Annotated in this window: 21 protein-coding genes; 8 read left to right on the top strand and 13 right to left on the bottom strand. The window is 63.2% G+C overall.

Annotated features, from left to right (window positions below; all coding sequences use genetic code 11):
- Positions 1-18 precede the first annotated feature (18 nt).
- Both ACFY68_RS19165 and ACFY68_RS19160 read right to left on the bottom strand, forming a co-directional pair.
- Positions 19-177: a YqaE/Pmp3 family membrane protein gene (locus tag ACFY68_RS19165; RefSeq protein WP_003177654.1), complete on the bottom strand. Its 159-nt coding sequence runs from the start codon at positions 175-177 to the stop codon at positions 19-21.
- 146 nt (positions 178-323) lie between these two features.
- The gene (locus tag ACFY68_RS19160) at positions 324-1,604 is read right to left on the bottom strand and encodes an aspartate aminotransferase family protein (protein WP_387530400.1); all 1,281 of its coding nucleotides are present in this window, start codon (positions 1,602-1,604) and stop codon (positions 324-326) included.
- Positions 1,605-1,813: 209 nt separating this feature from the next.
- Between ACFY68_RS19160 and ACFY68_RS19155 the strand changes: the two genes are divergently transcribed.
- A complete protein-coding gene (locus tag ACFY68_RS19155) occupies positions 1,814-2,737 on the top strand; it encodes a LysR family transcriptional regulator (protein WP_387530397.1) in 924 nt (307 codons plus the stop codon).
- 232 nt (positions 2,738-2,969) lie between these two features.
- Here the strand turns inward: ACFY68_RS19155 and ACFY68_RS19150 are convergent, their stop codons facing one another.
- The 9 genes from ACFY68_RS19150 to bioB form a co-directional block, all read right to left on the bottom strand.
- The gene (locus ACFY68_RS19150) at positions 2,970-4,748 is read right to left on the bottom strand and encodes an acyl-CoA dehydrogenase C-terminal domain-containing protein (RefSeq protein WP_387530394.1); all 1,779 of its coding nucleotides are present in this window, start codon (positions 4,746-4,748) and stop codon (positions 2,970-2,972) included.
- 123 nt (positions 4,749-4,871) lie between these two features.
- Positions 4,872-6,155 (bottom strand): diguanylate cyclase, encoded by a 1,284-nt coding sequence (locus tag ACFY68_RS19145; RefSeq protein ID WP_387530392.1) that lies wholly within the window; start codon positions 6,153-6,155, stop codon positions 4,872-4,874.
- A 302-nt stretch (positions 6,156-6,457) separates the two neighbouring features.
- Positions 6,458-8,263: a phenylacyl-CoA dehydrogenase gene (locus ACFY68_RS19140; RefSeq protein WP_387530389.1), complete on the bottom strand. Its 1,806-nt coding sequence runs from the start codon at positions 8,261-8,263 to the stop codon at positions 6,458-6,460.
- A 301-nt stretch (positions 8,264-8,564) separates the two neighbouring features.
- The gene (locus ACFY68_RS19135) at positions 8,565-8,861 is read right to left on the bottom strand and encodes a pyrroloquinoline quinone biosynthesis protein PqqE (protein ID WP_346613630.1); all 297 of its coding nucleotides are present in this window, start codon (positions 8,859-8,861) and stop codon (positions 8,565-8,567) included.
- A 118-nt stretch (positions 8,862-8,979) separates the two neighbouring features.
- Positions 8,980-9,660, bottom strand: coding sequence for a dethiobiotin synthase (bioD, locus tag ACFY68_RS19130; RefSeq protein WP_387530386.1), 681 nt, complete (start codon positions 9,658-9,660; stop codon positions 8,980-8,982).
- Positions 9,661-9,670: 10 nt separating this feature from the next.
- Positions 9,671-10,489 carry a malonyl-ACP O-methyltransferase BioC gene (bioC, locus tag ACFY68_RS19125; protein ID WP_387530383.1) on the bottom strand — a complete coding sequence of 273 codons (819 nt, stop codon included), beginning with the start codon at positions 10,487-10,489 and terminating at the stop codon, positions 9,671-9,673.
- Positions 10,482-11,213, bottom strand: a complete 732-nt coding sequence (locus tag ACFY68_RS19120; RefSeq protein ID WP_387530380.1) for an alpha/beta fold hydrolase — start codon at positions 11,211-11,213, stop codon at positions 10,482-10,484. The genes bioC and ACFY68_RS19120 overlap by 8 nt, the downstream gene beginning before the upstream one ends.
- Complete coding sequence (gene bioF, locus ACFY68_RS19115) at positions 11,206-12,378, bottom strand: 8-amino-7-oxononanoate synthase (protein WP_387530377.1); 1,173 nt, start codon at positions 12,376-12,378, stop codon at positions 11,206-11,208. The genes ACFY68_RS19120 and bioF overlap by 8 nt, the downstream gene beginning before the upstream one ends.
- A 1-nt stretch (position 12,379) precedes the next feature.
- Positions 12,380-13,438 (bottom strand): biotin synthase BioB, encoded by a 1,059-nt coding sequence (gene bioB, locus ACFY68_RS19110; RefSeq protein WP_346613625.1) that lies wholly within the window; start codon positions 13,436-13,438, stop codon positions 12,380-12,382.
- Between the two features lie 89 nt (positions 13,439-13,527).
- Between bioB and ACFY68_RS19105 the strand changes: the two genes are divergently transcribed.
- The 4 genes from ACFY68_RS19105 to rarD all read left to right on the top strand — a co-directional run bounded on the left by ACFY68_RS19105 (position 13,528) and on the right by rarD (position 17,175).
- Entirely contained in the window at positions 13,528-14,265 is a 738-nt protein-coding gene (locus ACFY68_RS19105; RefSeq protein WP_387530373.1) for a ComF family protein, read from the top strand.
- Between the two features lie 26 nt (positions 14,266-14,291).
- Positions 14,292-15,056 carry a TOBE domain-containing protein gene (locus tag ACFY68_RS19100; protein WP_387530370.1) on the top strand — a complete coding sequence of 255 codons (765 nt, stop codon included), beginning with the start codon at positions 14,292-14,294 and terminating at the stop codon, positions 15,054-15,056.
- A gap of 192 nt (positions 15,057-15,248) precedes the next feature.
- Positions 15,249-16,223 (top strand): serine/threonine protein kinase, encoded by a 975-nt coding sequence (locus tag ACFY68_RS19095; RefSeq protein ID WP_387530367.1) that lies wholly within the window; start codon positions 15,249-15,251, stop codon positions 16,221-16,223.
- Between the two features lie 64 nt (positions 16,224-16,287).
- Positions 16,288-17,175 carry an EamA family transporter RarD gene (gene rarD / locus ACFY68_RS19090; protein WP_387530364.1) on the top strand — a complete coding sequence of 296 codons (888 nt, stop codon included), beginning with the start codon at positions 16,288-16,290 and terminating at the stop codon, positions 17,173-17,175.
- A gap of 324 nt (positions 17,176-17,499) precedes the next feature.
- Here the strand turns inward: rarD and ACFY68_RS19085 are convergent, their stop codons facing one another.
- The gene (locus ACFY68_RS19085) at positions 17,500-18,018 is read right to left on the bottom strand and encodes an ACT domain-containing protein (RefSeq protein ID WP_346613620.1); all 519 of its coding nucleotides are present in this window, start codon (positions 18,016-18,018) and stop codon (positions 17,500-17,502) included.
- Between the two features lie 454 nt (positions 18,019-18,472).
- Here ACFY68_RS19085 and ACFY68_RS19080 point away from each other — a divergent pair, with 454 nt between their 5' ends.
- Positions 18,473-20,650, top strand: coding sequence for a malate synthase G (locus ACFY68_RS19080; protein ID WP_387530361.1), 2,178 nt, complete (start codon positions 18,473-18,475; stop codon positions 20,648-20,650).
- 130 nt (positions 20,651-20,780) lie between these two features.
- On the opposite strand, the gene ACFY68_RS19075 is transcribed toward ACFY68_RS19080, so the two are convergent.
- Complete coding sequence (locus ACFY68_RS19075) at positions 20,781-21,224, bottom strand: response regulator (protein ID WP_387530358.1); 444 nt, start codon at positions 21,222-21,224, stop codon at positions 20,781-20,783.
- A gap of 186 nt (positions 21,225-21,410) precedes the next feature.
- Here ACFY68_RS19075 and ACFY68_RS19070 point away from each other — a divergent pair, with 186 nt between their 5' ends.
- Positions 21,411-23,348, top strand: coding sequence for a putative nucleotidyltransferase substrate binding domain-containing protein (locus tag ACFY68_RS19070; RefSeq protein WP_387530355.1), 1,938 nt, complete (start codon positions 21,411-21,413; stop codon positions 23,346-23,348).
- Positions 23,345-24,055, top strand: a complete 711-nt coding sequence (locus ACFY68_RS19065; RefSeq protein ID WP_387530352.1) for a PolC-type DNA polymerase III — start codon at positions 23,345-23,347, stop codon at positions 24,053-24,055. The genes ACFY68_RS19070 and ACFY68_RS19065 overlap by 4 nt, the downstream gene beginning before the upstream one ends.
- Positions 24,056-24,085: the final 30 nt, after the last annotated feature.

The raw sequence follows: 24,085 nt of genomic DNA, 5'->3' as shown, positions 1-24,085 counted from the left end.
GTTGCGGCCCCGGCAGGTTCACCGCTTGGCGATGATATACACCGCATGCACGATGCCTGGAATGTAACCCAGCAAGGTCAGCAGGATATTCAGCCAGAATGCCCCGCCGAACCCCACTTGCAGAAACACGCCCAGCGGCGGCAGAAGGATGGCGATGATGATGCGAATGAAGTCCATGCGTGTCTCTCCTGAAAGGGTCTAAACAGAGACTAGCTGGGCATCGCAGAGGTTCCACAGGTAAACGCCAGGCAAAAAAACGCCCCGGGCCAAATGAAACAGGCCAGGGGCGATGCGCAGAAACGCCAGACGGTTCGTTGAATTCGTTACGCCGATACTTCGCGGCGGGCATGCTGCTGTGCATGCAAGCGGGCAAAGGCCCGGGCCAGGCGCAGGAGCATTTCATCGATGTTGCCTTTGCTCACGGTCAGCGCAGGCGAAAAGCGCACCACATCCGCCTGCGGCGCATTGAGTAGCAGGCCCTCATGCAAGGCTGCCTGCACCAGGTCCTTGGCCAGGTGCTCCTGCAATTGCAAAGCCCACAGCAGCCCTTGGCCACGCACTTCGCCTTGGCCGTAGCGGCCAGCCAGCCGGCTCAAGCCATCGCGCAGGTGCCGCCCGCTGTCTTGAACCTGCTCGAAGAAGCCCGGCTCCAGCACAGTGTCCAGCACGGCCAGGCCAGCAGCGCTCATCAGCGCATTGCCATGGTGGCTGCCTTCCAGTTCGCCCGGTTCGGCGCAACAAGCAGTACCGCGGGCAAGCAAGGCCGCCAGCGGAACGCCACCGCCCAGGCCCTTGCCCAGGGTGATGATGTCGGCGCGCACACCGTAGGTTTCTTCGGCCAGCAGCGCGCCGCAGCGGCCAATGCCGGTCTGTACTTCGTCAAGGATCAGCAGGATGCCCAGTTCGCGGCACAGCTTCTCGACGCCTTGCAGGTAGTCCCGGGTAGCGGGAATGACCCCGGCTTCACCTTGAATGGGCTCCAGCATGATCGCCACGGTGCGCGAGTCCACTTCGGCATGCAGCGCCGCCAGGTCGTTGAACGGCACCTTGCTGAAACCCGGTAGCCCCGGCTCGCAGCGATTGCACGGCAGCGGGTCGGACGCCGACAAGGCGCCCAGGCTGCGGCCATGGCAGCCCTGGCTAGCGGTGATGATGTGATAGGCGCCGCCGCGGTGCAGCTGGCCCCATTTGCGCGCCAGCTTGATAGCGCCTTCGCAGGCCTCGGCACCACTGTTGAGCAAGTACGCCTGCTCGCTGCCCGTGCTCTGGCACAGCCGGTTGACCAGCGCCAGCAGGCCCCGGCTGTGAAAACCTGCCCCTGGGTTTATCAAAGCCTGGGCCTGGCTGCCCAGCGCCTTTACCAGCACCCCAGGGCTGTGGCCGAGGCTGTTGACCGCACAACCCTGGGTGAAATCCAGGTAGGCGTGCCCTTCGTCGTCCCACAACCAGGAACCTTGACCACGCACGAACACTTGGGCTGCACGTTCAGTGCTCGGCATCAGGCGCTCGCGTGACAGCGGCGGCGCGTCCGCCACCGGCACCGGGGCGCGCTTGGGCTCGGCCACTTCGGCAGGGGCCGAGCGGCGCAGGTTGAACAGGTTCATCGGGGCTCCAGCCAGGCACGGTAAGGGGGGCCAGCGTCCGGTCTTTGCGCCGGCGCTTGATATTTTGTCTTGCCTATCAAAAGTGTTTTTCCAACGGAGTAACAATGCGCTGATTGACTGCTGTAACCCGTTGGAATACGGCGATAGACTAGGCTTCGGCGGCTTATGCGGCCATTCCGTTTTTCCAGCTTTTTCGATAAGTGTTCCTTATGGATTTTCGCCAACTGCGTTATTTCGTCGCGGTGTATGAAGAAGGCCATGTCGGCCGGGCGGCCGAGCGCCTGTCGTTGTCCCAGCCAGCGCTCTCGCAACAGATCCGCCAACTCGAGCACAGCCTCGACTTGAGCCTGTTCGAGCGCAGCAACAAGCGCCTGCTGCCCACCCTGGCCGCGCACACCTTGTACAACCATGCCCTGCCCCTGCTTGACGGCTTGCAGCGCGCCCATGAGGCGATGCGCAACTTCAAGGGCCAGTCGTTACGCACGCTGGCCATCGGCGTGCTGCAGACCGTGCGCCCGAGCTTGGTGCCGCAGTTGCTGGAGCGGCTGCGCAAAGCCCAACCGCACCTTGTGGTGCAGATCTATGAGTTGTCAGGGCTGGAAATCGAGCGGCGCCTGCTCAATGGCAACCTCGACATCGGTATCAGCTACCTGCCGCCGCGCCAGCCGGGGCTGCATGGTTTGCTGCTGTACGAAGACGAGCTGCAGTTGGTCATCCCGGACACTCATCCCTTGAAGGATTTCAAGAAGGTGTCGATCAGGCAGGCTGCAGAGTTGCCGATGCTGATGCTCGGCGAGGAATTCCAGATCCGCCAGATCTGGAAGGAACAGTTGGCCAGCCAGGGGCGTCGGCCGCAGGTTCAAGCGGAAATGAACAATATGGGCGGCATTCTCGACAGCCTGGGCCACACCGCGCTGGCCACTATCTTGCCTGGCCGGGCCAAGGATGCCGCCGAAGATGACCAGGGCTTGCTGTGGAAGCCATTGAGCGAACCGCGCGTGCCCCTGAAGGTGGGCCTGGTGTTCCGCGACGCTCAGCGCCAACAGGCATCGGTTGAGTTGCTGCGCACGCTGCTCGAGGAGGAGACTGACGCCAGGCAACTGAGCGCCTCGGCACTGGATGTGCTTGGCTGAAAAACACGCGCACAAAGAAAACCCCGCCTAAGCGGGGTTTTCCAGACTGTTTCCCTGTGACATCCCTATCGCCCCGCCATCCTGGCAGGAAATCCTTCGTTGTCCCTGTTCTGTCCTTTGCGCTTCCTGCGCAACGTCCATGTAGAAATAGTAGCCATGGATCCAATCTGATACCAGTGGCGAAAAGTCACCGCGTCGCGTAGGAAAATGCTTACAGGCAATTTGATAGCAATCAGAACTGCTCGGCGTCCAGCAAGTACAACGACTCGCTGCCTGCCTTCACCGACGCCACCAGCGAATCCACCCGTGGCAACAGGCGCGCAAAGTAGAATCGAGCGGTGCCCAGCTTGGCAGAATAGAACGCTTCATCGCCCTCACCTGCCTTGGCAGCACGCCCCATCAACGCCCACATGTAGGCATACGCCACATAGCCAAAGGCGTGCAGGTACTCCACCGATGCAGCACCGATCTCGTTCGGGTTGCCCTTGGCCTGTTGCAGCACCCACTCGGTCAGCCCGTCGAGCTGGTCGAGGTAAGCCCCCAGCGGCTTGGCAAACTCGTCGAGCTCGCCATGCGCGCTGGCGATGAACTGGCGAATCTCCTCGGAAAACACCTTGTAGTAAGCGCCGCCGCTGGCCACCACCTTGCGCCCCATCAGGTCCAGCGCCTGGATACCGTTTGTGCCTTCGTAGATCTGGGTAATGCGCACGTCGCGCACCAGCTGCTCCTGGCCCCACTCGCGGATGTACCCATGGCCACCGAACACCTGCTGGCCATGCACCGCGCACTCCAGGCCCAGATCGGTGAGGAACGCCTTGGCCACCGGGGTCAGCAGCGCCACCAGCTCTTCACTGCGTTTGCGCGTGGCGGGCTCCTCGCTGTACTTGGCGCTGTCCAGTTGCATCGCCACGTAGGTGGAGAACGCACGGCCACCTTCGATCAACGCTTTCATGGTCAGCAACATGCGGCGCACATCGGGGTGGACGATGATTGGGTCGGCAGCCTTGTCCTTGGCTTGCGGGCCGGTGGGGGCGCGGCTTTGCAGGCGGTCACGTGCGTACTCGACGGCGTTCTGGTAGGAGCGCTCGGCCGTGGCCAGGCCCTGAATACCCACGCCAAGGCGCTCGTAGTTCATCATGGTGAACATCGCCGCCAGGCCTTTGTTCGGCTCGCCGACGATGTAACCGACGGCGTCGTCGAAGTTCATCACGCAGGTCGCCGAGGCCTGAATGCCCATCTTGTGCTCGATCGAGCCGCAGGTAGCCGGGTTGCGCGCACCGAGGCTGCCGTCATCGTTGACCATGAACTTCGGCACCAGGAACAGCGAGATACCCTTGGGCCCGGCCGGTGCGTCCGGCAGCTTGGCCAGCACCAGGTGGATGATGTTCTCGGTAAGGTCGTGCTCGCCACCGGTGATGAAAATCTTCGTGCCGCTGACCTTGTAGCTGCCATCGGCCTGGGGCTCGGCCTTGGTGCGGATGATCCCCAGGTCGGTGCCGGCATGCGGCTCGGTCAGGCACATGGAGCCGGCCCACACGCCGGCGTACATGTTCGGCAGGTACTTTTCCTTCAGTGCCTCGCTTGCATGGGCATTGATCGACAGGCAGGCGCCGGCGGTCAGCATTGGGTAAAGGCCGAAGGCCAGGCTCGAAGCGTTGACCATTTCTTCGACCTGGGCGGAGATTGCCTTGGGCATGCCCATGCCGCCGAACAGCGGGTCGCCGCCCACGCCCACCCAGCCGCCTTGGGCGTAGGTGTTGTAGGCCTCGATAAAGCCCGCTGGCGTGCGCACGGTACCGTTGTCCCAGTGGCAGCCCTCTTCGTCAGCGGCGCGGCTGAGCGGGGCGATGGACTTGCTGGTGACTTTGCCAGCCTCTTCGAGTACGGCAATGGCCGTCTCGGCATCGACTGCCTCGGCCAGCTCGGGCAGTTGCGCCCACAGTTCTGCCACGTTGAAGACTTCATTCAGAACGAAGCGCATGTCGCGCAGCGGCGCTTTATAGTCAGCCATGACAACCTCTCGCTAGTCGGGTCGGGGCGGTCTCCAGGGACCGCGGCACGGGGTTGAATCCAGTGTAACCGAACAACTTTTGCGAGACATAGGGTCATCACGCGACCATATAGTCTAATACGGTCACGCGGTACGCACCGCCCCGCGCCGTGATTGTTGCCCATGAACCATGACACAGTTGCGCCCAGCACCCTTCGCGCTGTACAGCGCCTGGTCGGCGCACTTGAGCACTTCTTCGGGGTTGCGGTGCTCGGCCAGGCGTTCGGCGACGCCGATGCTGATGGTCACCGACACGGTGCCACTGGCACTGCCACTGCGCCGCTGGCGGCCGGCGGAGTCATCCTGCGGGCGATTGTTCTGGTCACGCAGGTGCATGGTGTAATTGGCGATCATCTCGCGCACCGCTTCCACATGTGGCACGCATTCTTCGGCCGTCTTGCCGGCGAATACCAAGGCAAATTCTTCGCCGCCATAGCGGTAGGCGCGGCCACCGCCCGTCACCTTGGACAACCGGCTGGCCACCAGGCGCAGCACCTGGTCACCGACGTCGTGGCCGTGGGTGTCGTTGAATTTCTTGAAGTGGTCCACATCGGTCATGGCAATCACGTAGTTGCGCCCCAAGCGCTGCATGCGCTCATTCAGCGCGCGACGCCCGGGCAAGCCAGTCAACTCATCGCGAAACGCCATCTGGTAGGCCTCGTGGGAAACCGCCGCAGCGATCATCAGCATCACCTGGCTGCACATGATGTTCAGCGTGAAGGGCAGGATGAAGGTTTTGGGCAGCATCCAGAAGATGCCGATCAAGCCAATGATCTGCGCCGCGTGCAATGGCCTTGGCTCCCGCAGGTACTGCACCACCAGCAGGATGAACACGCCGATGAACAACGGGTAGACCATCTGTATCAGGCTCATCCACTGGCCATGCAGCGACGGCCAGCGGATTTCCGCCAGCCAGCCCAGCAACGCTTCGGGAAAACTCTGCTCAAGGGCCACGGCCACGCTACCGACGGCGAACAGCACGGCAAAGCGGGCGAGCAGGTCCTGGGCCAGGTGGGTACGCTCCTGCCAGGCGCCGAACAGGCCATACAGCGCCGGCAACAGCAGGCACACCAGGTGGAAGATCACCGCTGCGTCTTCGCGCACACGGCCGTTGTCGCGGTAATAGTCGGTCTGGGTATCGAGCAGAAAGTAGGCGATATACACCGCGACCATCAGGAACAGTTCGCGCTGGCGGCGATACACCGCGCAGTAGGCGCCGCCCAGCAGCAGAACCAAGGTGGGCAGCACGTTGAACAGTGACGTGAAGAAGACGCTGAGGTCTCTTACGTAAGCCGCCGCAAGCCCTGCCAACAAGAGGAAAAGCGAAGGCAGGAAGTGGCTTGCGCGTACAGCGTTTAAACGAAACAAGGGTAATCTCCGAACCCGGCAGATCAATAATGGCATTGTGCCTTTACTTCATCGGCAGCGCACATGAATTGATGAATACACCGGTGTGTTAACGGCAGCGGGGGCGGAGGGCTTGAGCTTTTCTTGTAACCGGTTTTTGGGGCCGCTACGCGCCCCATCGCCGGCAAGCCGGCTCCCACAATGTCCGCGGCGCTGCAAAACCTGTGGGCGCCGGCTTGCCGGCGATGGGGCGCGAAGCGGCCCCCAAAAACGCGAAAACCCGCCTGCCGACAAGGCAGACGGGTTTTCGACGGGCTGGAGGCTTAGATCGACAGACCGAAGTCTTCTTCTTTCATCGCCATCAGGTTGCCAGCACCGGACAACATGGTTGCCACGTGAGTGCGGGTGCGCGGCAGGATACGCTGGAAGTAGAAGCGCGCAGTCTGCAGTTTGGCGGTGTAGAACGCCTCTTCGGAAGTACCGGCAGCCAGCTTCTCCGCGGCCAGGCGGGCGATGTCGGCCCAGAAGTAGGCCAGGCACGCATAACCGGAGTACATCAGGTAATCCACCGAAGCGGCGCCCACTTCCTCGCGGTCCTTCATGGCAGCCATGCCCACTTTCATGGTCAGCTCGCCCCACTCCTTGTTGATCGCGGCCAGCGGCTCGACGAACTCCTTGATCGCCTCGACACCTTCCTGCGCCTGGCAGAACTTGTGCACGATCTTGGTGAAGCCCTTGAGCGCTTCGCCTTGGGTCATCAGCACTTTACGGCCGAGCAGGTCGAGCGCCTGGATGCCAGTGGTGCCTTCGTACAGCATGGAGATACGGCTGTCGCGCACGTTCTGCTCCATGCCCCACTCGGCGATGAAGCCGTGGCCACCGTAGATCTGCACACCGTGGTTGGCCGACTCGAAGCCGACTTCGGTCATGAAGGCCTTGGCGATCGGGGTGAGGAAGGCCAAGAGGGCGTCGGCCTTCTTGCGCTCTTCCTCGTCCTGGCTGTACTTGACGATGTCCACCTGCTTGGCAGTGAAGTAGACCATGGCGCGGTTGCCTTCGGCGAAGGCCTTCATGGTCAGCAGCATGCGGCGCACGTCCGGGTGCACGATGATCGGGTCGGCAGCCTTGTCGGGCGCTTTAGGGCCGGTGAGCGAGCGCATCTGCAGGCGGTCACGGGCGTACTTCAGGCCACCCTGGAAGGCCACCTCGGCATGCGCCAGGCCTTGCAGCGCCGTGCCCAGGCGAGCGGTGTTCATGAAGGTGAACATGCAGTTCAGGCCCTTGTTGGCTGGGCCGATCAGGTAGCCGGTGGCGCTGTCGAAGTTCATCACGCAGGTGGCGTTGCCGTGGATGCCCATCTTGTGTTCCAGCGAACCGCAGCTCACACCGTTGCGCTCACCTACGCCGCCTTCGGCGGTGGGCAGGAACTTCGGCACGATGAACAGCGAAATGCCTTTGGTGCCAGCCGGGGCATCGGGCAGGCGGGCCAGAACGATATGGACGATGTTGCCGGCCATGTCGTGCTCGCCGGCAGAGATGAAGATCTTGGTGCCGGACACTTTGTACGAACCGTCGGCCTGCGGCTCGGCCTTGGTGCGCAGCATGCCCAGGTCGGTGCCGCAGTGCGGCTCGGTCAGGCACATGGTGCCGGTCCACTCGCCGCTGACCAGTTTGGTCAGGTAGGTGTGCTGCTGCTCTTCGGTGCCGTGCGCCGAAATAGTGTTCATCGCGCCATGGGACAGGCCTGGGTACATGCCCCACGACCAGTTCGCCTCACCCACCATCTCGCTCAGGGCCAGGCCCAGCGATTCGGGCAGGCCTTGGCCGCCATGGGCAACGTCATGCGCCAGGCTCGGCCAGCCGCCTTCGACGAACTGCTCATAGGCCTCCTTGAAGCCGGTCGGGGTCTTAACGCCGGACTCGCTCCAGGTACAGCCTTCCAGGTCACCGACACGGTTCAGCGGGGCCAACACCTGCTCACAGAATTTCGCGCCTTCTTCGAGGATCGCGTCGACCATGTCGGGCGTCGCGTCCTGGCAACCCGGCAGGCTCTGATAGTGCGCCTCATAGCCGAGCAGCTCGTCGCGAACGAAGCGAATATCACGCAAGGGGGCTTTGTAATCAGGCATTGCGATGAACCTCTGTGATGAGTCCGGTGGGGAGACCGCTGATACCGACCAGCTCTTGCCGGCTTTCGGTCAAACAGTTGTTTGAAACTTACGTTTAGCACTGACCGATGTCAAGGAGGGACTATGGTGCCATTTATGCCGCGAAAGATGGCATTTACGCCATCAGCCTTTTTTCGAGGCCATTTACAACTGTGGGAGCGGGCTTGTCCCGCGAATGCGTCAGCCCAGAACAGGTTGCCTGTTCTGACACATTCGCGGGGCAAGCCCGCTCCCACAGAGGTTGCAGCGTGATAAGCCGATATCAGGCGTAGGTGTCGATGAACCGACCGAGCATTTCGTCGGAAGCCTTGGCGACTTTCGCGCCCAGTTCGACTTCGGTTTTCCCCAGCGACAGTTGCACCGTGCTGGTGGCGAGGTCCATTTGCTGGCTGCGATCGACCGCGCGCAGGCGCTCGGCCTGATAGTCGCTCGACTGGCTGGTGGCGGCGCGCTCGACACTGTTGTTGGCGATCTGGCTGGCCGCCTGGTCGATGCGGTTGTGCCCGCTCTGGATGGCGCTGAGGCCCGCGTAATACGCGGAACTACCGGTGATTTCCATGTCAGGACTCCAATGACGCTGGATGTGATCAGTGGCAATTAAAGCAGGCCAGGGCACAAAAGGCCCGTTTAAATCCCTAATAGCTCAGTGCCAGCCAATAGACATGAGGCATGCTGCTTCAGTCCAGCAAGTCCAGTTGCAGGTGTTCGGCCACCGCATCGGCCGTCGCCACCTTGAGTTTGGGCACACGCCCCAGGCACGGCGCGGGCAGCCGCTCGGCCAGGCTGGCCAGGTTCTCTTCCAGGCGGGCAGTACGCGGCTCGACGATATTGGCCACCCACCCCACGAGCTGCAGGCCATCACGGGCGATCGCTTCCGCGCTGAGCAAGGCGTGGTTGATGCAACCAAGGCGCACGCCCACCACCAGGATCACCGGCAGTTTCAGGGCAATCGCCAGGTCGGACAGGTTGGCGTGATCGGAAAGCGGTACTCGCCAGCCACCTGCACCTTCGACCAGGGTGAAATCCGCATTCTGGTCCAGCACATGGCGCATGGCCTTCAGCAAGGCCGGCACTTCCAGTGCAACACCCGCCTCGCGCGCGGCCACATGCGGCGCGATGGCAGGTTCGAAGGCAAAGGGGTTGACCTCTTCATAGGCCAGCTTGACCGAGCTTTCGTCGATCAGGGCCAGGGCATCTGCGTTGCGCAGCCCTTTGGCAGTTGCGCTACAGCCGGACGCCACCGGCTTGGCACCCAGCGTGCTCAGGCCTTGCAGCCGCGCTGCATGCAACAGCCCGGCGGCAATGGTGGTCTTGCCGACATCGGTGTCGGTCCCCGCGATGAAATAGGCCTGGCTCATGTCGCTCCTCTTACGCCTGTGGCTTGCGCAACACACCATAGACCACCTGATAGGTGGCTGGCAGCCCTTGCGGTTGACGGAATGCTTCGTAAGCCTGCAACAGCCCCTGCATACGGGCGCGGCCAGTCAGGCCTGATGGCCGCCCGGGGTTGAGATTGTGCGCACCAAGGGCCTTGAGTTCATGGGTCAGGCCGCGGACATGCGGGTAGTGCAGCACATGTGCCTGCTGCTGCAGGCCGAGTTGCTCCAGGCCACTTGCCGCGCACAGGCGCTGATAGTCCTCGAAGCGGCGGAAGCGGTTGACGTGCACCATGCCATCCACGGCCTGCCAACTGGCACGCAGCTCATCGAGGGTACCGACACACAGGCTGCTGAAGGCCAGCACGCCACCTGGGCGCAATACCCTCCGGGCTTCTTCCAGCACGCTGGCGAACTGCCCGCACCACTGCACCGCCAGGCTGGAGAACACCAGGTCGACGCTGCCATCGGCCAGCGGCAGGCGCTCGGCATCGCCCGCTACGTGATACTGCGCCCCGCCCTGCTCGCCACGGGCATGGCGCAACATGCCTTCGGCAATGTCCACAGCCAAACCACTGGCGGGTGCGAAGCGCTCGGCCAGCACGCGGCTGAAATGGCCGGTGCCACTGCCAAGGTCGAGCCAGCGCGATGGCGCCAGTTCGTCCGGCAGCTGCTCCAAAAGGCTCACGCCCACCGCACGCTGCAGGGCTGCCACGCTGTCGTAGCTGGCCGCTGCGCGGGAAAACGAAGCCGCCACCTGGCGCTTGTCCGGCAGTGCGCCGGGCAGGGTTGGACGGGAAAGGTCAGTCATCGCCACTCTCATGCAGGAAAATCTTGATGCCCGCCGCCAGCTCCTGTGGATATTCCAGCAGGAAGGCGTGGGAACTGTCTTCAACCAGCCCGACCTCCACGTCGGGTAGCAACTCGCTCAGCGCTTTCGCCGCCTCGGCCGGGACCAAAGCATCGCTGCCAGCGAACAAGTGCAGTTGCGGCCCCCCATAGGCCTGCAGTGCCTCGCGGGTATCCAGCTGGGCCAATACTTCCAGCCCAGTGGCGAGGTAAAGCGGGTCTGTCTCCGGCACACCAACGCCCAGTTGGCGCAGCAGGGTCCGCGGTTGCTGGGCCCCGTCGCTGCACAAGCTGCGAAAGCGCTTGAGGGTCACGGACGTATGGCTGCGGCACCCATCCAGGAAGGTCCCGAAGGTGTCATTGGCCATGCCGTAGGGCCAATCGGCACGGGCCACGAAGCTTGGGTTGCTGGCCAAGGTCAGCAGCCCGCAACAATGGTCACCGCGCTTGCGCGCAAGTTCGCTGGCGAGCATGCCGCCCAGCGACCAGCCGCCCAGCCAGGTATCACTGGGCACTTTGCGGTCAAGGTGGTCGACCCAGGTCTGAATATCGGCTTCGGCCAGCTCCGGCAGGGGCATCAGCTCGACCTGCAGGCGGGCATCCTGGGCGCGCAGGCTTGCCGCCAGCGGCTCAAGGGCCGCAGTACCCAGCCCCCAGCCCGGTAAAAGGATCAGTCGGTTACGCATCGGCGGCCTCCAGCTGTGGATAACACTCGGCCAATGCATTCAACAATAGCTGCACCTGCGCCTCGCTGTGCGCGGCGCTCAAGGTTACGCGCAAGCGTGCGCTGCCGGCAGGCACGGTGGGCGGGCGAATGGCGGTGACCAGCAGGCCACGTTCGCGCAACATCTGTGACAGCCGCAGCGCCTGTGCGCTGTCGCCAATCAGGATGGGCTGGATCGGCGTCGGGCTGTCCACCAGCGTCAGGCCGATCGCTTCGGCACCCAGGCGGAACTGGCGGATCAACGCGCTCAGGTGCTCACGGCGCCAGGTTTCGCGGCGCAGCAGTTGCAGGCTCTTGAGTGTCGCGCAGGCCAGAGCCGGTGGCTGGCTGGTGGTGTAGATGTAGGGCCGGGCAAACTGCACCAGCGCTTCGATCAGCTCCTCGCTGCCGGCGACAAAGGCACCCGCCGTACCGCAGGCCTTGCCCAGCGTGCCGATCAACACAGGCACGTCTTCGATGCCCAGGCCGAAGTGCTCGACGATACCACCGCCCTGCGCTCCCAAGGTGCCCAGGCCGTGTGCATCGTCGACCATCAACCAGGCGCCGCGAGCCCGCGCGACCTCGGCCAGTGCGGGCAAGTCGGCAAGGTCGCCGTCCATGCTGAACACGCCGTCCGTGACCACCAAGGTATTGCCGGTGGCTTTGTCCAGGCGCTTGGCCAGGCTGGCCGGATCGTTGTGCAGGTAACGATTGAAGCGGGCACCACTGAGCAAACCGCCGTCCAGTAGCGAGGCGTGATTCAGGCGGTCCTGCAGCACCGTGTCGCCCTGCCCCACCAGCGCGGTAATAGCGCCAAGGTTGGCCATGTAGCCGGTGGTAAACAGCAGCGCACGGGGGCGACCGGTCAACTCGGCGAGTGCTTCTTCCACCTGGTGGTGAGGGGTGCTGTGGCCGATGACCAGATGCGAAGCGCCGCCGCCTACCCCCCAGCGCTCGGCACCCGCCTGCCAGGCGGCAATCACCTCGGGGTGGTTGGCCAGGCCCAGGTAGTCATTGCTGCAGAAGGCCAGCAATGGCTGGCCATCGACCACCACGTGCGGCCCTTGCGGGCTTTGAAGCAGTGGCCGCTGCCGGTAGAGGTCTGCGGCGCGCCGTTCGGCCAGGCGCGCCGCCAGATCGAAGGCCATGTCAGGCCGACGCGGCGTTATAGAACAGCTCGCTGCTGCGTTGCTCGACCAGCGCCTGCTCGATGGCGGCCTGGTGCACTTCGTCGGCATGCTCTTCACGCGCTTCGGGCTTGATGCCCAGGCGAGCGAACAGCTGCATATCCTTGTCGGCCTGCGGGTTGGCGGTGGTCAGCAGTTTTTCACCGTAGAAAATCGAGTTGGCGCCGGCCATGAAGGCCAGTGCCTGCATCTGCTCGTTCATCTGCTCACGGCCAGCGGACAGGCGCACGTGCGACTTGGGCATCAGCAACCGCGCGACTGCCAGCATGCGGATGAAGTCGAACGGATCGACGTCTTCTTCATCAGCCAGCGGCGTACCGGCCACCTTCACCAGCATGTTGATCGGCACCGATTCCGGGTGCTCGGGCAGGTTGGCCAGCTGGATCAGCAGGCCCGCGCGGTCGTCCAGCGACTCGCCCATGCCGAGGATGCCCCCGGAGCAGATCTTCATGCCGGCATCACGCACATAGGCCAGGGTCTGCAGGCGCTCGCTGTAGGTGCGGGTGGTGATGATGCTGCCGTAGAACTCCGGCGAGGTGTCGAGGTTGTGGTTGTAGTAGTCGAGGCCAGCCTGGGCCAGGGCCTGGGTCTGATCCTGATCGAGCTTGCCGAGGGTCATGCAGGTTTCCAGGCCCATGGCCTTGACCCCTTTGACCATCTCCAGCACGTAGGGCATGTCTTTTGCCGATGGGTGCTTCCAGGCCGCGCCCATGCAGAAGCGGGTCGAACCGATGGCCTTGGCCCTTGCGGCCTCCTCCAGCACCTTCTGCACTTCCATCAGCTTCTGTTTTTCCAGCCCGGTGTTGTAGTGGCCAGACTGCGGACAATATTTGCAATCTTCCGGGCAGGCGCCGGTCTTGATCGACAGCAACGTCGAGACCTGCACGCGGTTAGGGTCGAAATGCGCGCGATGCACGGTCTGCGCTTGGAACAGCAAGTCATTGAACGGTTGCTGGAACAGTGCCTTGACCTCGGCCAGTGTCCAGTCGTGACGTGTTGTTGCAGTTGTGCTGGCGCTCATCGGCGTTTCCTTGTTTAGGCTGTAGCTGGCGCCGGGACAGGAATGCCCACCAGCGCATCACGGATAGCTCGCATAGTCATGGAAGGCCTATGAACTGTCAACCTTGGTTAAAAACACTGGTTTACAAGTGTATAAATATTAACCACCGCTGCTTGCTGTGCGATGAACTGGCCGAACAGCCCTACCCTTTATGCGTAGCCTGCGAGCAGGAGCTGCCGTGGTTAAGTGAATACTGCCTGCGCTGTGCGCTGCCGCTACCCATGTGCGGGCTCACCTGTGGCCAGTGCAGCCGCCGCGCGCCGGCCTTTGAGCAGGTCGTCGCGCTTTGGCATTACGGCTTTCCCGTGGATACGCTGATCAGCCGTTTCAAGCACAACCGCCAATGGCCGCTGGGCGGTTTGATGGCCGAAATGTTGAGTTCTGGCCTGCAGCATCGCTATGCCGAAGGCCTGGCCAGGCCTGACCTGCTGTTACCAGTACCCCTGGCCAGGCGTCGACAGCGGGAGCGCGGCTTCAACCAGGCCGGCATGTTGGCGCGCTGGCTGTCGAAGCGCCTGGCGATAGCCTTCAACGAACGTTTGCTGCAGCGCACCCGCGAGACACCTGCGCAGCAAAGCTTGGATGCCAAGGCGCGTCGGCGTAATCTGCGGCGGGCCTTTGCCTTGGTCGACGAGGGCGTTTTCAAGGGCCTGCATGTGGCCGTGGTCGATGACGTGCTGACCACCGGGGCCACCGCACAGGCCATTGCCACACTGCTGCGCGGGGCCGGTGCGCGGCAGGTCGATGTGTATTGCCTGGCACGCACGGCAAAACCGGGGCAAGCTTGACGGGTCAGTCCCAGATAGGCGCCATCATGTCCTTGCCCGCTTTACTCACCCAGCACATCGCCCGCCGCCCGCAACGCATCGCCCTGCTCCAACACATCGCCGAGCAAGGCTCGATCACCCGCGCCGCCAAAGCCGCCGGCATCAGCTACAAAGCTGCCTGGGATGCCATCGACGAGCTCAACAACCTGGCCAGCCAGCCTCTGGTCGAGCGCAGCACGGGTGGGCGTGGGGGCGGCGGCGCACGCTTGTCGGTCGAAGGCGAACGCGTGCTGCGCCTTTATCAACGCCTGCAAACACTGCAGGCGCAAATCCTTGAAGCCGCCGAAGAGTCCAGCGACCTCGACCTGCTCGGTCGCCTGATGCTGCGTACCAGCGCGCGCAATCAGCTGCAGGGCAAGGTCAGCGGCCTGCGCCGTGAAGGCCGGCATGATTGCGTGAGCCTGGCGCTGGGCGGTGGCCTGCAGATCGAGGCGCTGATTACCCACGACAGCACCGCACGCCTGGAGCTGACCCTGGGCACAACGGTGGTGGCGCTGCTCAAGGCCGGGTGGGTTCAGCTGCTTGGGCCAGATGATGTACCGGAGCCAGGCAGTAACTGCCTCCCGGTCTGCATTGAAGAAGTGCTGGCGGATGAAAGCGGCCAGAGCGAGCTGCGATTGGCGCTGGGCAACGGCCAGACGTTGTGCGCACTTGCCGACACCGACTGGCTGGCCCAGCAAGGCCTGAACGCGGGTAACGAGGCCAGGGTGCAGTTTCACCCGTCCTTCGTCCTGCTGGGCGTGCCGGTCTAGGTCAGGGTGCATTGCTGAAGAGCAGGACAGTAAACCAGCAGCTTTTTGCGGGTACTGGCAGAAATGCTACGTACCCAGCAGGCCTGCGCGACACTGCGATCGCTTGCGCCTGCGAACCGATTGGGGGAGGCTGAACGCTCAGAGCGTCATTACAATGCGGGCTCGATGCCCCATTCCCCCTGCGGAGCTTTCATGTCCCACCCTTTCGATACCCTCACCCCAGACCTGGTCCTGGATGCCGTTGAAAGCATCGGCTTTCTCAGCGATGCCCGGATCCTGGCGCTGAACAGCTACGAAAATCGCGTGTATCAGGTGGGCATCGAAGGCGAACAACCGCTGATCGCCAAGTTCTATCGCCCCGGGCGCTGGAGCGATGAGGCGATCCTTGAAGAACACCGCTTCACCGGCGAGCTCGCCGACTGTGAAGTACCCGTGGTCGCCCCCCTGCAGCGCGATGGCCGCACGCTGTTCGAGCACCAGGGTTTTCGCTTCACGCTGTTTCCCCGCCGCGGCGGCCATGCACCGGAACCCGGCAACCTCGATCAGCTCTACCGGCTCGGCCAGCTGCTTGGCCGCCTGCACGCGGTGGCCGCGACACGGCCGTTCGAGCATCGCGAAGCGCTGGCTGTGGACAACTTCGGCCACGCTTCACTGCAAACCCTGCTGGAAGGCAACTTCGTCCCGCGCGAATTGCTGCCCGCATTCGAGTCCGTAGCCCGCGACTTGTTGAGACGGGTCGAGGACATCTACGCACGCACGCCACATAAGGTGATGCGCCTGCACGGCGACTTGCACCCGGGCAACCTGATGCATCGCGACGAGGTGTATCACGTGGTCGACCTCGACGACTGCCGGATGGGCCCGGCGGTCCAGGACCTGTGGATGATGCTCGCCGGCAGCCGTGAAGAACGCCTCGGCCAACTGGCAGAGCTGATCGACGGCTACAACGAGTTCCACGACTTCGACCCGCGCGAGCTGCCACTGATCGAGCCCTTGCGCGCCCTGCGCCAGCTGCACCACTGCGCCTGGCTGGCGCGGCGCTGGGATGACCCGGCATTCCCCCGCAGCTTCCCCTGGTTTGGCCAGCCGCGTTACTGGGGCGATCAGATCCTTGCCCTGCGCGAGCAAACGGCGGCGCTCGACGAGCCACCGCTGAAATTGTTCTAAATGCCCACGAGGGTCTGTCTACAATAGGCGTCGCTGTATTTAGCTACCTAAGCAAGGATTCTGCATGCACGCCGCAAACCCGCGTCGCGGGTACATTCTTGGCCTTTCGGCCTACATCATCTGGGGCTTGTTCCCGCTGTACTTCAAAGCCATACAGAGCGTTCCGGCAGTGGAAATCATCGTCCACCGGGTGCTTTGGTCGGCACTGTTCGGCTCGCTGTTACTGCTGGTCTGGAAGCACCCAGGCTGGTGGCGGGAGCTGCGCGACAACCCACGCCGGCTAGCTGTGCTGGCCCTGAGCGGCACCTTGATTGCCGGCAACTGGCTGACTTACGTCTGGTCGGTGAACAACGGGCGCATGCTCGAAGCCAGCCTGGGTTACTACATCAATCCGCTGGTCAACGTGCTGTTGGGCATGCTTTTGCTGGGTGAGCGCCTGCGCCGCCTGCAATGGCTGGCGGTGGGGTTGGCTGCGTTGGGTGTGGCGCAACAGGTATGGCAGGTCGGCAGCCTGCCATGGGTGTCACTGGTGCTGGCGCTAACCTTTGGTTTCTATGGGCTGATCCGCAAGCAGGCACCGGTTGCGGCACTGCCGGGGCTGGTGGTGGAAACCTGGATGCTGGTGCCTCTGGCGCTTGGTTGGCTGCTGCTGCACCCCGCCGCAATGAGCGCGCAGGGCGCCTTCTACACCAGCAGCGAGGCGCTGTGGCTGATGGCTGCAGGGCCGGTGACGCTGATCCCGCTGGTGTGCTTCAACGCCGCTGCCCGGCATCTGCCCTACACCACGCTTGGCTTTCTGCAGTACCTGGCGCCTACCCTGGTGTTGCTGCAGGCAGTGCTGTTGTTCGATGAGCATTTGTCTTCGAGCAGCCTGGTGGCATTCGTGTGCATCTGGGCAGGTTTGGCGCTGTACAGCGTCGACGCCTGGCTGAATTTACGCAAGCGCGCCTGATCAATAAATGATCAAAATTCTGCAGGCCACGCAGTTCGTGGCCTAGCAGAACATCTCCAGAGGTTATCCACACCCTCGTCCCCGTGGTTTGTGCACAAGCGACTGATTAGTGGACGTTTTTTGCTCAAATCGCCAGGAGCCCCGCCGTTATTGGGCTGGCGAGGTGCACCCCCAGCTTATCCACAGGGCCGTCCCCGTAAAACCGGGATAACGCGGGGCCGCTTCGCGCCTAATCGCCGGCAAGCCGGCTCCCACAGGGTTCGGGCAGACTTTGTGAGAGCCGGCTTGCCGGCGATAGGGTCGCGCAGCGGCCCCGCCCTCAGCTCAATCCTCCGGCCGCAGCTTCAACTCCACCATCAAATCATCCGCCAGGCTCTCCAGCTTTTGCTGCAGGTCATCCAGCGACAGGGTCAACGGCAGCGCAAGCAAGGCATCGGCATGGAACAGCGGCTCGCTGCTCATGGGCGCGGGGCGCACTTCGGTGGTAAAGCGCTCCAGGTTCACACCCTGCTCGGCCAGCAAACGGGTAATGTCACGGACGATGCCGGGCCGGTCGTTGCCCACCAGCTCCATGGCAATCGGCTTCCAGGTACACGAAGGCTCGATGCCGCTCTCGGCAATCAACACGCGAATGTCGTATTGGCCCAACGCCTGCAGCGACTTCACCAGCTCATCGTAGTTTTCTGCAGGCACCGCCACCCGCAGGATCCCGGCGAACTGGCCGGCCATGCGCGACATACGGCTCTCCAACCAGTTACCGTTGTGGTCGGCGATGCACTGGGCAATGCGTTCGACCTGGCCGGCCTTGTCAGGGGCGATCACGGTCAGTACAAGATGATCCACAGGGGCTTCCTCTGCGTCGAGCCGCCCAAAGCGGCGCAAATAGGGGGGTCGACTCAGTATAGGCAAGGCGCGGCAACCTGCCGCAGGGCGGTCCGCCGAACTAATCGTGTACTGTTTCAAGATTTATCTGGAACAATCCACCGGTTTTTTGCGAACATACCCACTCCCAGCGTGACCCGACGCGACCACCCGGTCGCAGAGCGACGCTTTTAGTCTGATGTTTACCAGCCTACTGCTTCATGTAGTATGCGCTGGCGCGGACTACAAAACGTCGTTTCGATGTCTGCCAAGGCGCCTGTGAAAATACGCCAACTGCTCGCCAGCCTGTCTGGCGGGCCGCACCCAGCCGCTCTCGTAGTGGCGAGAGCATGAACTGGTGCCGTGTTTAGAGAAGCGCTACAGGCTTAATACAGAAGAGCGAAAGCGAAATAGCTGAGCAAAGGTGAGGCAAGCAATGACTGGATACGTTCAAGTCGGTGGCCTTCAGGTCGCCAAGGCCCTGTACGACTTCGTCAACAACGAAGCGATCCCTGGAACCGGCGTCAAAGCCGATGCGTTCTGGGCCGGGGCAGAAAAGATCATCAACGACCTCGCCCCCAAGAACAAAGCCCTGCTCGCCAAGCGCGACGAGCTGCAAGCCAAGATCGACGCCTGGCACCAGGCACGCAAAGGCCAGGCCCACGACGCCGTAGCCTACAAGAGCTTCCTCCAGGAAATCGGCTACCTGCTGCCACAAGCCGACGATTTCCAGGCCACCACCCAGAATGTGGACGAAGAAATCGCCCACATGGCCGGCCCCCAGCTGGTCGTGCCGGTGATGAACGCCCGCTTCGCCCTGAACGCCGCCAACGCCCGTTGGGGTTCGCTGTACGACGCGCTGTACGGCACCGACGCCATCAGCGATGAAGGCGGCGCCGAAAAAGGCCAGGGCTACAACAAGGTGCGTGGCAACAAGGTCATCGCCTTCGCCCGCGCCTTCCTCGACGAAGCCGCGCCGCTGGCTGCAGGCTCCCACGTTGACTCCAAGGCCTACCGCATCGAGGGTGGCAAGCTGATCGTCGCCCTGAAGGGTGGCAGTAACAGCGGCCTGCGTGATGACGCCCAGCTGATTGGTTACCACGGTGACGCCGCCGCGCCGACTGCTGTGCTGCTCAAGCACAATGGCCTGCACTTCGAGATCCAGGTCGACGCCAGCACCCCGGTCGGCAGCACCGATGCCGCCGGCGTTAAAGACATCCTGATGGAGTCGGCGCTGACCACCATCATGGACTGCGAAGACTCGGTCGCCGCCGTCGATGCCGACGACAAGGTCATCGTTTACCGCAACTGGCTGGGCCTGATGAAAGGCGACCTGGCTGAAAGCGTGAGCAAAGCTGGCAAGACCTTCACCCGCACCATGAACCCCGACCGCGAGTACACCGCGCCAAATGGCGGCAGCGTCACCTTGCACGGTCGCTCGCTGTTGTTCGTGCGTAACGTCGGTCACCTGATGACCAACCCGGCGATCCTCGATGCCCAGGGCAACGAAATTCCGGAAGGCATCCAGGACGGCCTGTTCACCAACCTGATCGCCCTGCACAACCTCAACGGCAACACCACCCGCAAGAACACCCGCACCGGCAGCGTGTACATCGTCAAGCCGAAGATGCACGGCCCGGAAGAAGTGGCGTTTGCCGCTGAAATCTTCAGCCAGGTCGAAGACCTGCTGGGCATGCCGCGCAACACCGTCAAAGTCGGCATCATGGACGAGGAGCGCCGTACCACGGTCAACCTCAAGGCCTGCATCAAGTCGGCCGCCGAGCGCGTGGTGTTCATCAACACAGGCTTCCTTGACCGTACCGGTGACGAAATCCACACCTCGATGGAGGCCGGCGCCGTGGTGCGCAAGGGCGCCATGAAAAACGAGAAGTGGATCGGTGCCTACGAAAACAACAACGTCGACGTGGGCCTCGCCACCGGCCTGCAAGGCCGCGCGCAGATCGGCAAGGGCATGTGGGCCATGCCGGACCTGATGGCCGCCATGCTCGAGCAGAAGATCGCCCACCCGCTGGCCGGTGCCAACACCGCCTGGGTGCCGTCGCCGACTGCAGCCACCCTGCACGCGCTGCACTACCACAAGGTCGACGTGCAGGCCCGTCAGCGCGAGCTGGCCAGCCGTGCCCCGGCTTCGGTCGACGACATTCTGACCATCCCGCTGGCTGCCGACACCAACTGGTCTGAAGAAGAAATCCGCAACGAGCTGGACAACAACGCCCAGGGCATCCTCGGCTACGTGGTGCGTTGGATCGACCATGGCGTGGGTTGTTCGAAGGTGCCGGACATCAACAACGTCGGCCTGATGGAAGACCGCGCCACCCTGCGTATCTCGGCCCAGCTGCTCGCCAACTGGCTGCGCCATGGCATCGTCAGCCAGGAGCAGGTGCTAGAGAGCCTCAAGCGCATGGCTGCAGTGGTCGACAAGCAGAACGCCAGCGACGCCCAGTACCGCCCGATGGCGGCGAACTTCGACGACAACGTAGCCTTCCAGGCAGCGGTGGAGTTGGTGCTCGAAGGTGCCAAGCAACCGAACGGTTATACCGAGCCGGTGCTGCACCGCCGCCGCCGCGAGTTCAAGGCGCGTAACGGCCTCTGATCCGCAAAGGGCCGCGTTGCGGCCCCATCGCCGGCAAGCCGGCTCCCATAGGTACAGTACAGCCCTTGAGGCCGGTGCTAAACCTGTAGGGGCCGGCTTGCCGGCGATGGGGCCCGCACCGAGAACACAGCTATTCGAGCTTCAATTCCTTCTTCACCAGCTGCAACAGCTTCCCCAGATCCACTGGCTTGAGCAGAAAGTCCACTACCCCCAGGTGCATCACGTCCACCGCCTCCTTCACATCGGTGTCGCCCGACACCACGATGATCGACAACGCCGCCCGCTCCGTCTCTCGAATCTGCCGAATCAGTTCCAGGCCATCCTCGGGCTGCATGCGCAGGTCGGTGATCATCAAGGAGATTCGCGGTTCATAATGCAGCTTGAACATCGCCTCCTGAGCCCCGTCGGCCTGCATGCACTCAATGCCCCTGCTTTTCAGGTAAAGGCTCAGTGCCTCGCTATTCACCTTGTTGTCATCGACAACCAGCACCACCGGCTTGGGCGCCATTGGCGCAGTCACCCCGGCCAATGCCTCGCGTTCAGCGTCACTCAGGATGTCGTCATGCTCAACCATGTTCGTCTCATCAAATAGATCTTGCTCACCGGTAAGACCGCGGCATGCGAAATTGATCACACCGCGCTCATAGACTTACGTCCAATGGGCACCACACGGCCGTCAGCCGACCATGGGGGCCGAGAACAACAAGGCCGCACCTATATATAGATATATATAGTTCGGCGTAGCGATACGGTCAGTTTCATGAGCAAAAAGGACGCCTACAGCCAAGCGGGCAGAACTGCAGTGCTGCAGAACATTCAAGGCACACTGCAGTTCTTGCAGCGCTTCCCGCCGTTCAACCAGATGGAGCACAGCCACCTGGCGTTTCTGGTGGAACAGTGCCAGCTGCGCTTCCATGCGCGTGGTGAAAGCATCATCAAGCCCGCCGACGGGCCGGTGGAGCACTTCTACATCGTCAAGCAGGGCCGCGTGGTCGGTGAGCGCCAGCACCTGGTCAAGCCAGGCGTTGAAACCACCTTCGAAATCACCAGCGGTGAATGCTTCCCGCTGGCCGCGCTGTTGGGGGAGCGCGCGACCCGCACCGAGCACCTGGCGGGCGAGGACACGTTCTGCCTGCAATTGAACAAAGCCGCCTTCATCCGCGTGTTCTCGATGTCTGCAGTGTTTCGCGATTTTGCCTTGCGCGGCGTCAGCAGCCTGCTCGACCAAGTCAACCAGCAGGTGCGCCAGCGCGCCGTGGAAACCCTTGGCACCCAATACTCGCTGAACACCCCGCTGGGCGAACTGGCCATGCGTCACCCAGTGGTCTGCACCCCCGACATGCCCCTGCGTGACGCTGTGCGGCTGATGCACGAGCAGCAGGTCGGCAGTATCGTCGTGATCGACCCGCAGCGTTACCCGGTGGGCATATTCACCCTGCGCGACCTGCGCCAGGTGGTGGCCGCGGCCGATGCCGACCTGGGCGCGCCGATCGACCGGCACATGACCGTCAAACCGTTCTACCTCAGCCCGCAGGCCAGTGCCTTCGATGCCGCCATGGCGATGACCGAGCGGCACATTGCCCACGTCTGCCTGGTGGACAACCAGCGCTTGTGCGGCGTGGTTTCCGAGCGCGACTTGTTTTCCCTGCAACGGGTCGACCTGGTGCACCTGGCCCGCACCATCCGCCACGCCCCGCGGCTGGACTCGCTGGTGTCGCTGCGCGGCGAGATCGGCCAACTGGTCGAGCGCATGCTCGCCCATGGCGCCTCGTCGACGCAGATCACCCAGATCATCACCCTGCTCAACGACCACACGGTGTGCCGGGTGATCGAGCTGGCCCTGGCCGAGCGTGGGGACCCTGGCGTGCCGTTCAGCTGGCTGTGCTTCGGCAGCGAGGGGCGCCGTGAGCAAACGCTGCATACCGACCAGGACAACGGCATCCTCTTCGATGCGGCCGATAGCGCAGAGGCCGACGCCATACGCACGCGCCTGCTGCCGCTGGCGCAGTACATCAACCAGAGCCTGGCCCAATGCGGCTTCACCTTGTGCAAAGGCAATGTCATGGCCGGCAACCCCGAGTTGTGCCTGTCGCGCACAGAGTGGGCACGGCGCTTCGCCGGCTTCATCCGCGAAGCCAGCCCGGAGAACCTGCTGGGCTCCAGCATCTACTTCGACCTGCGTGTGGTCTGGGGCGATGAGCAAGGGTGCGAACAGCTGCGCCAACGCGTACTGGAGCAAGTGGCCGACAACCGCATATTCCAGCGCATGATGGCTGACAACGCCCTGCGCCAGCGGCCACCGGTGGGCCGCCTGCGCGAGTTCGTGCTGACCCGCCAGGGCAACGACAAGGCAGCCACCCTCGACCTCAAGGTCCAGGGCCTGACACCCTTCGTCGACGGTGCGCGGCTGCTGGCCCTGGCCAATGGCATCGGCGCCTGCAATACCCTTGAGCGGCTGCGCCAGCTGGTCGAAAAAGGCGTTATCGCGCCACTCGATGGCGCGGCTTATGAAGAGGCCTATCACTTCATCCAGCAAACCCGCATGCAGCAGCACCAGCGCCAGAGCCGCGACAACCTGCCGTATTCCAACCGGCTGGACCCAGACAGCCTCAACCATCTGGACCGGCGCATCCTGCGCGAGTCCTTGCGCCAGGCCCAGCGCCTGCAAAGCAGCCTGGCCCTGCGGTACCAGTTATGAGCCTGTTCGCCTGGCTACGGCCGACCGCCCCCGCCCTGGACGACGCCTTGCATCAGCGCCTGGCCCGGTTGCCCAGGCCCGCGCCGCTGGGGGTTTGTTCACTGCGTGAACAGCGCTGGGTGGTGCTGGACCTGGAGACCAGCGGCCTGAACCCCAGCCGCGACCAGGTGCTGTCGATTGGTGCCGTGGCCATCGAGGACGGTGCCATCGACTTCTCCCAGCAGTTCGAGCGCACCCTGCACCGGCCGACCCAGAAGACCAACGCCAGCGTGCTGATTCACGGCCTCGGCCCCAGCGCACTGGCCGCAGGCAGCGACCCGGCCGAGGCGTTGCTCGAGCTGCTCGAGTTCATCGGCGACAGCCCGGTGCTGGCTTTTCATGCCCCCTTCGACCAACGCATGCTGGCTCGGGCCGTGAAAGAAAGCCTGGGTTATCGCCTGCAACAACCCTTCCTCGACGTTGCCGAACTGGCCCCCCTGCTCAACCCGGATACCGTCTTGCGCGAAGCCGGGCTGGACGACTGGGTGGCGCGCTTCGGCCTGCAGGTCGAAGAGCGCCACCACGCCAGTGCCGATGCGCAGGTGACCGCCGAACTGGCCTTGATCCTGTTCAGCCAAGCTCGCCGCCAGCAGCTCGACAGCCCGTTGCAGCTCGAACAGCGCCTGCGCACCTGGCGGCGACGTAACGCGCACAACCACGGCCTATAGTGGCAATCCGATAAGCGTCCATTGCGCGCC

The sequence above is a fragment of the Pseudomonas sp. NPDC012596 genome, from assembly GCF_042902325.1.
In the GTDB taxonomy this organism is placed as follows: domain Bacteria; phylum Pseudomonadota; class Gammaproteobacteria; order Pseudomonadales; family Pseudomonadaceae; genus Aquipseudomonas.
This window is presented reverse-complemented; position numbering and strand designations above follow the sequence as displayed.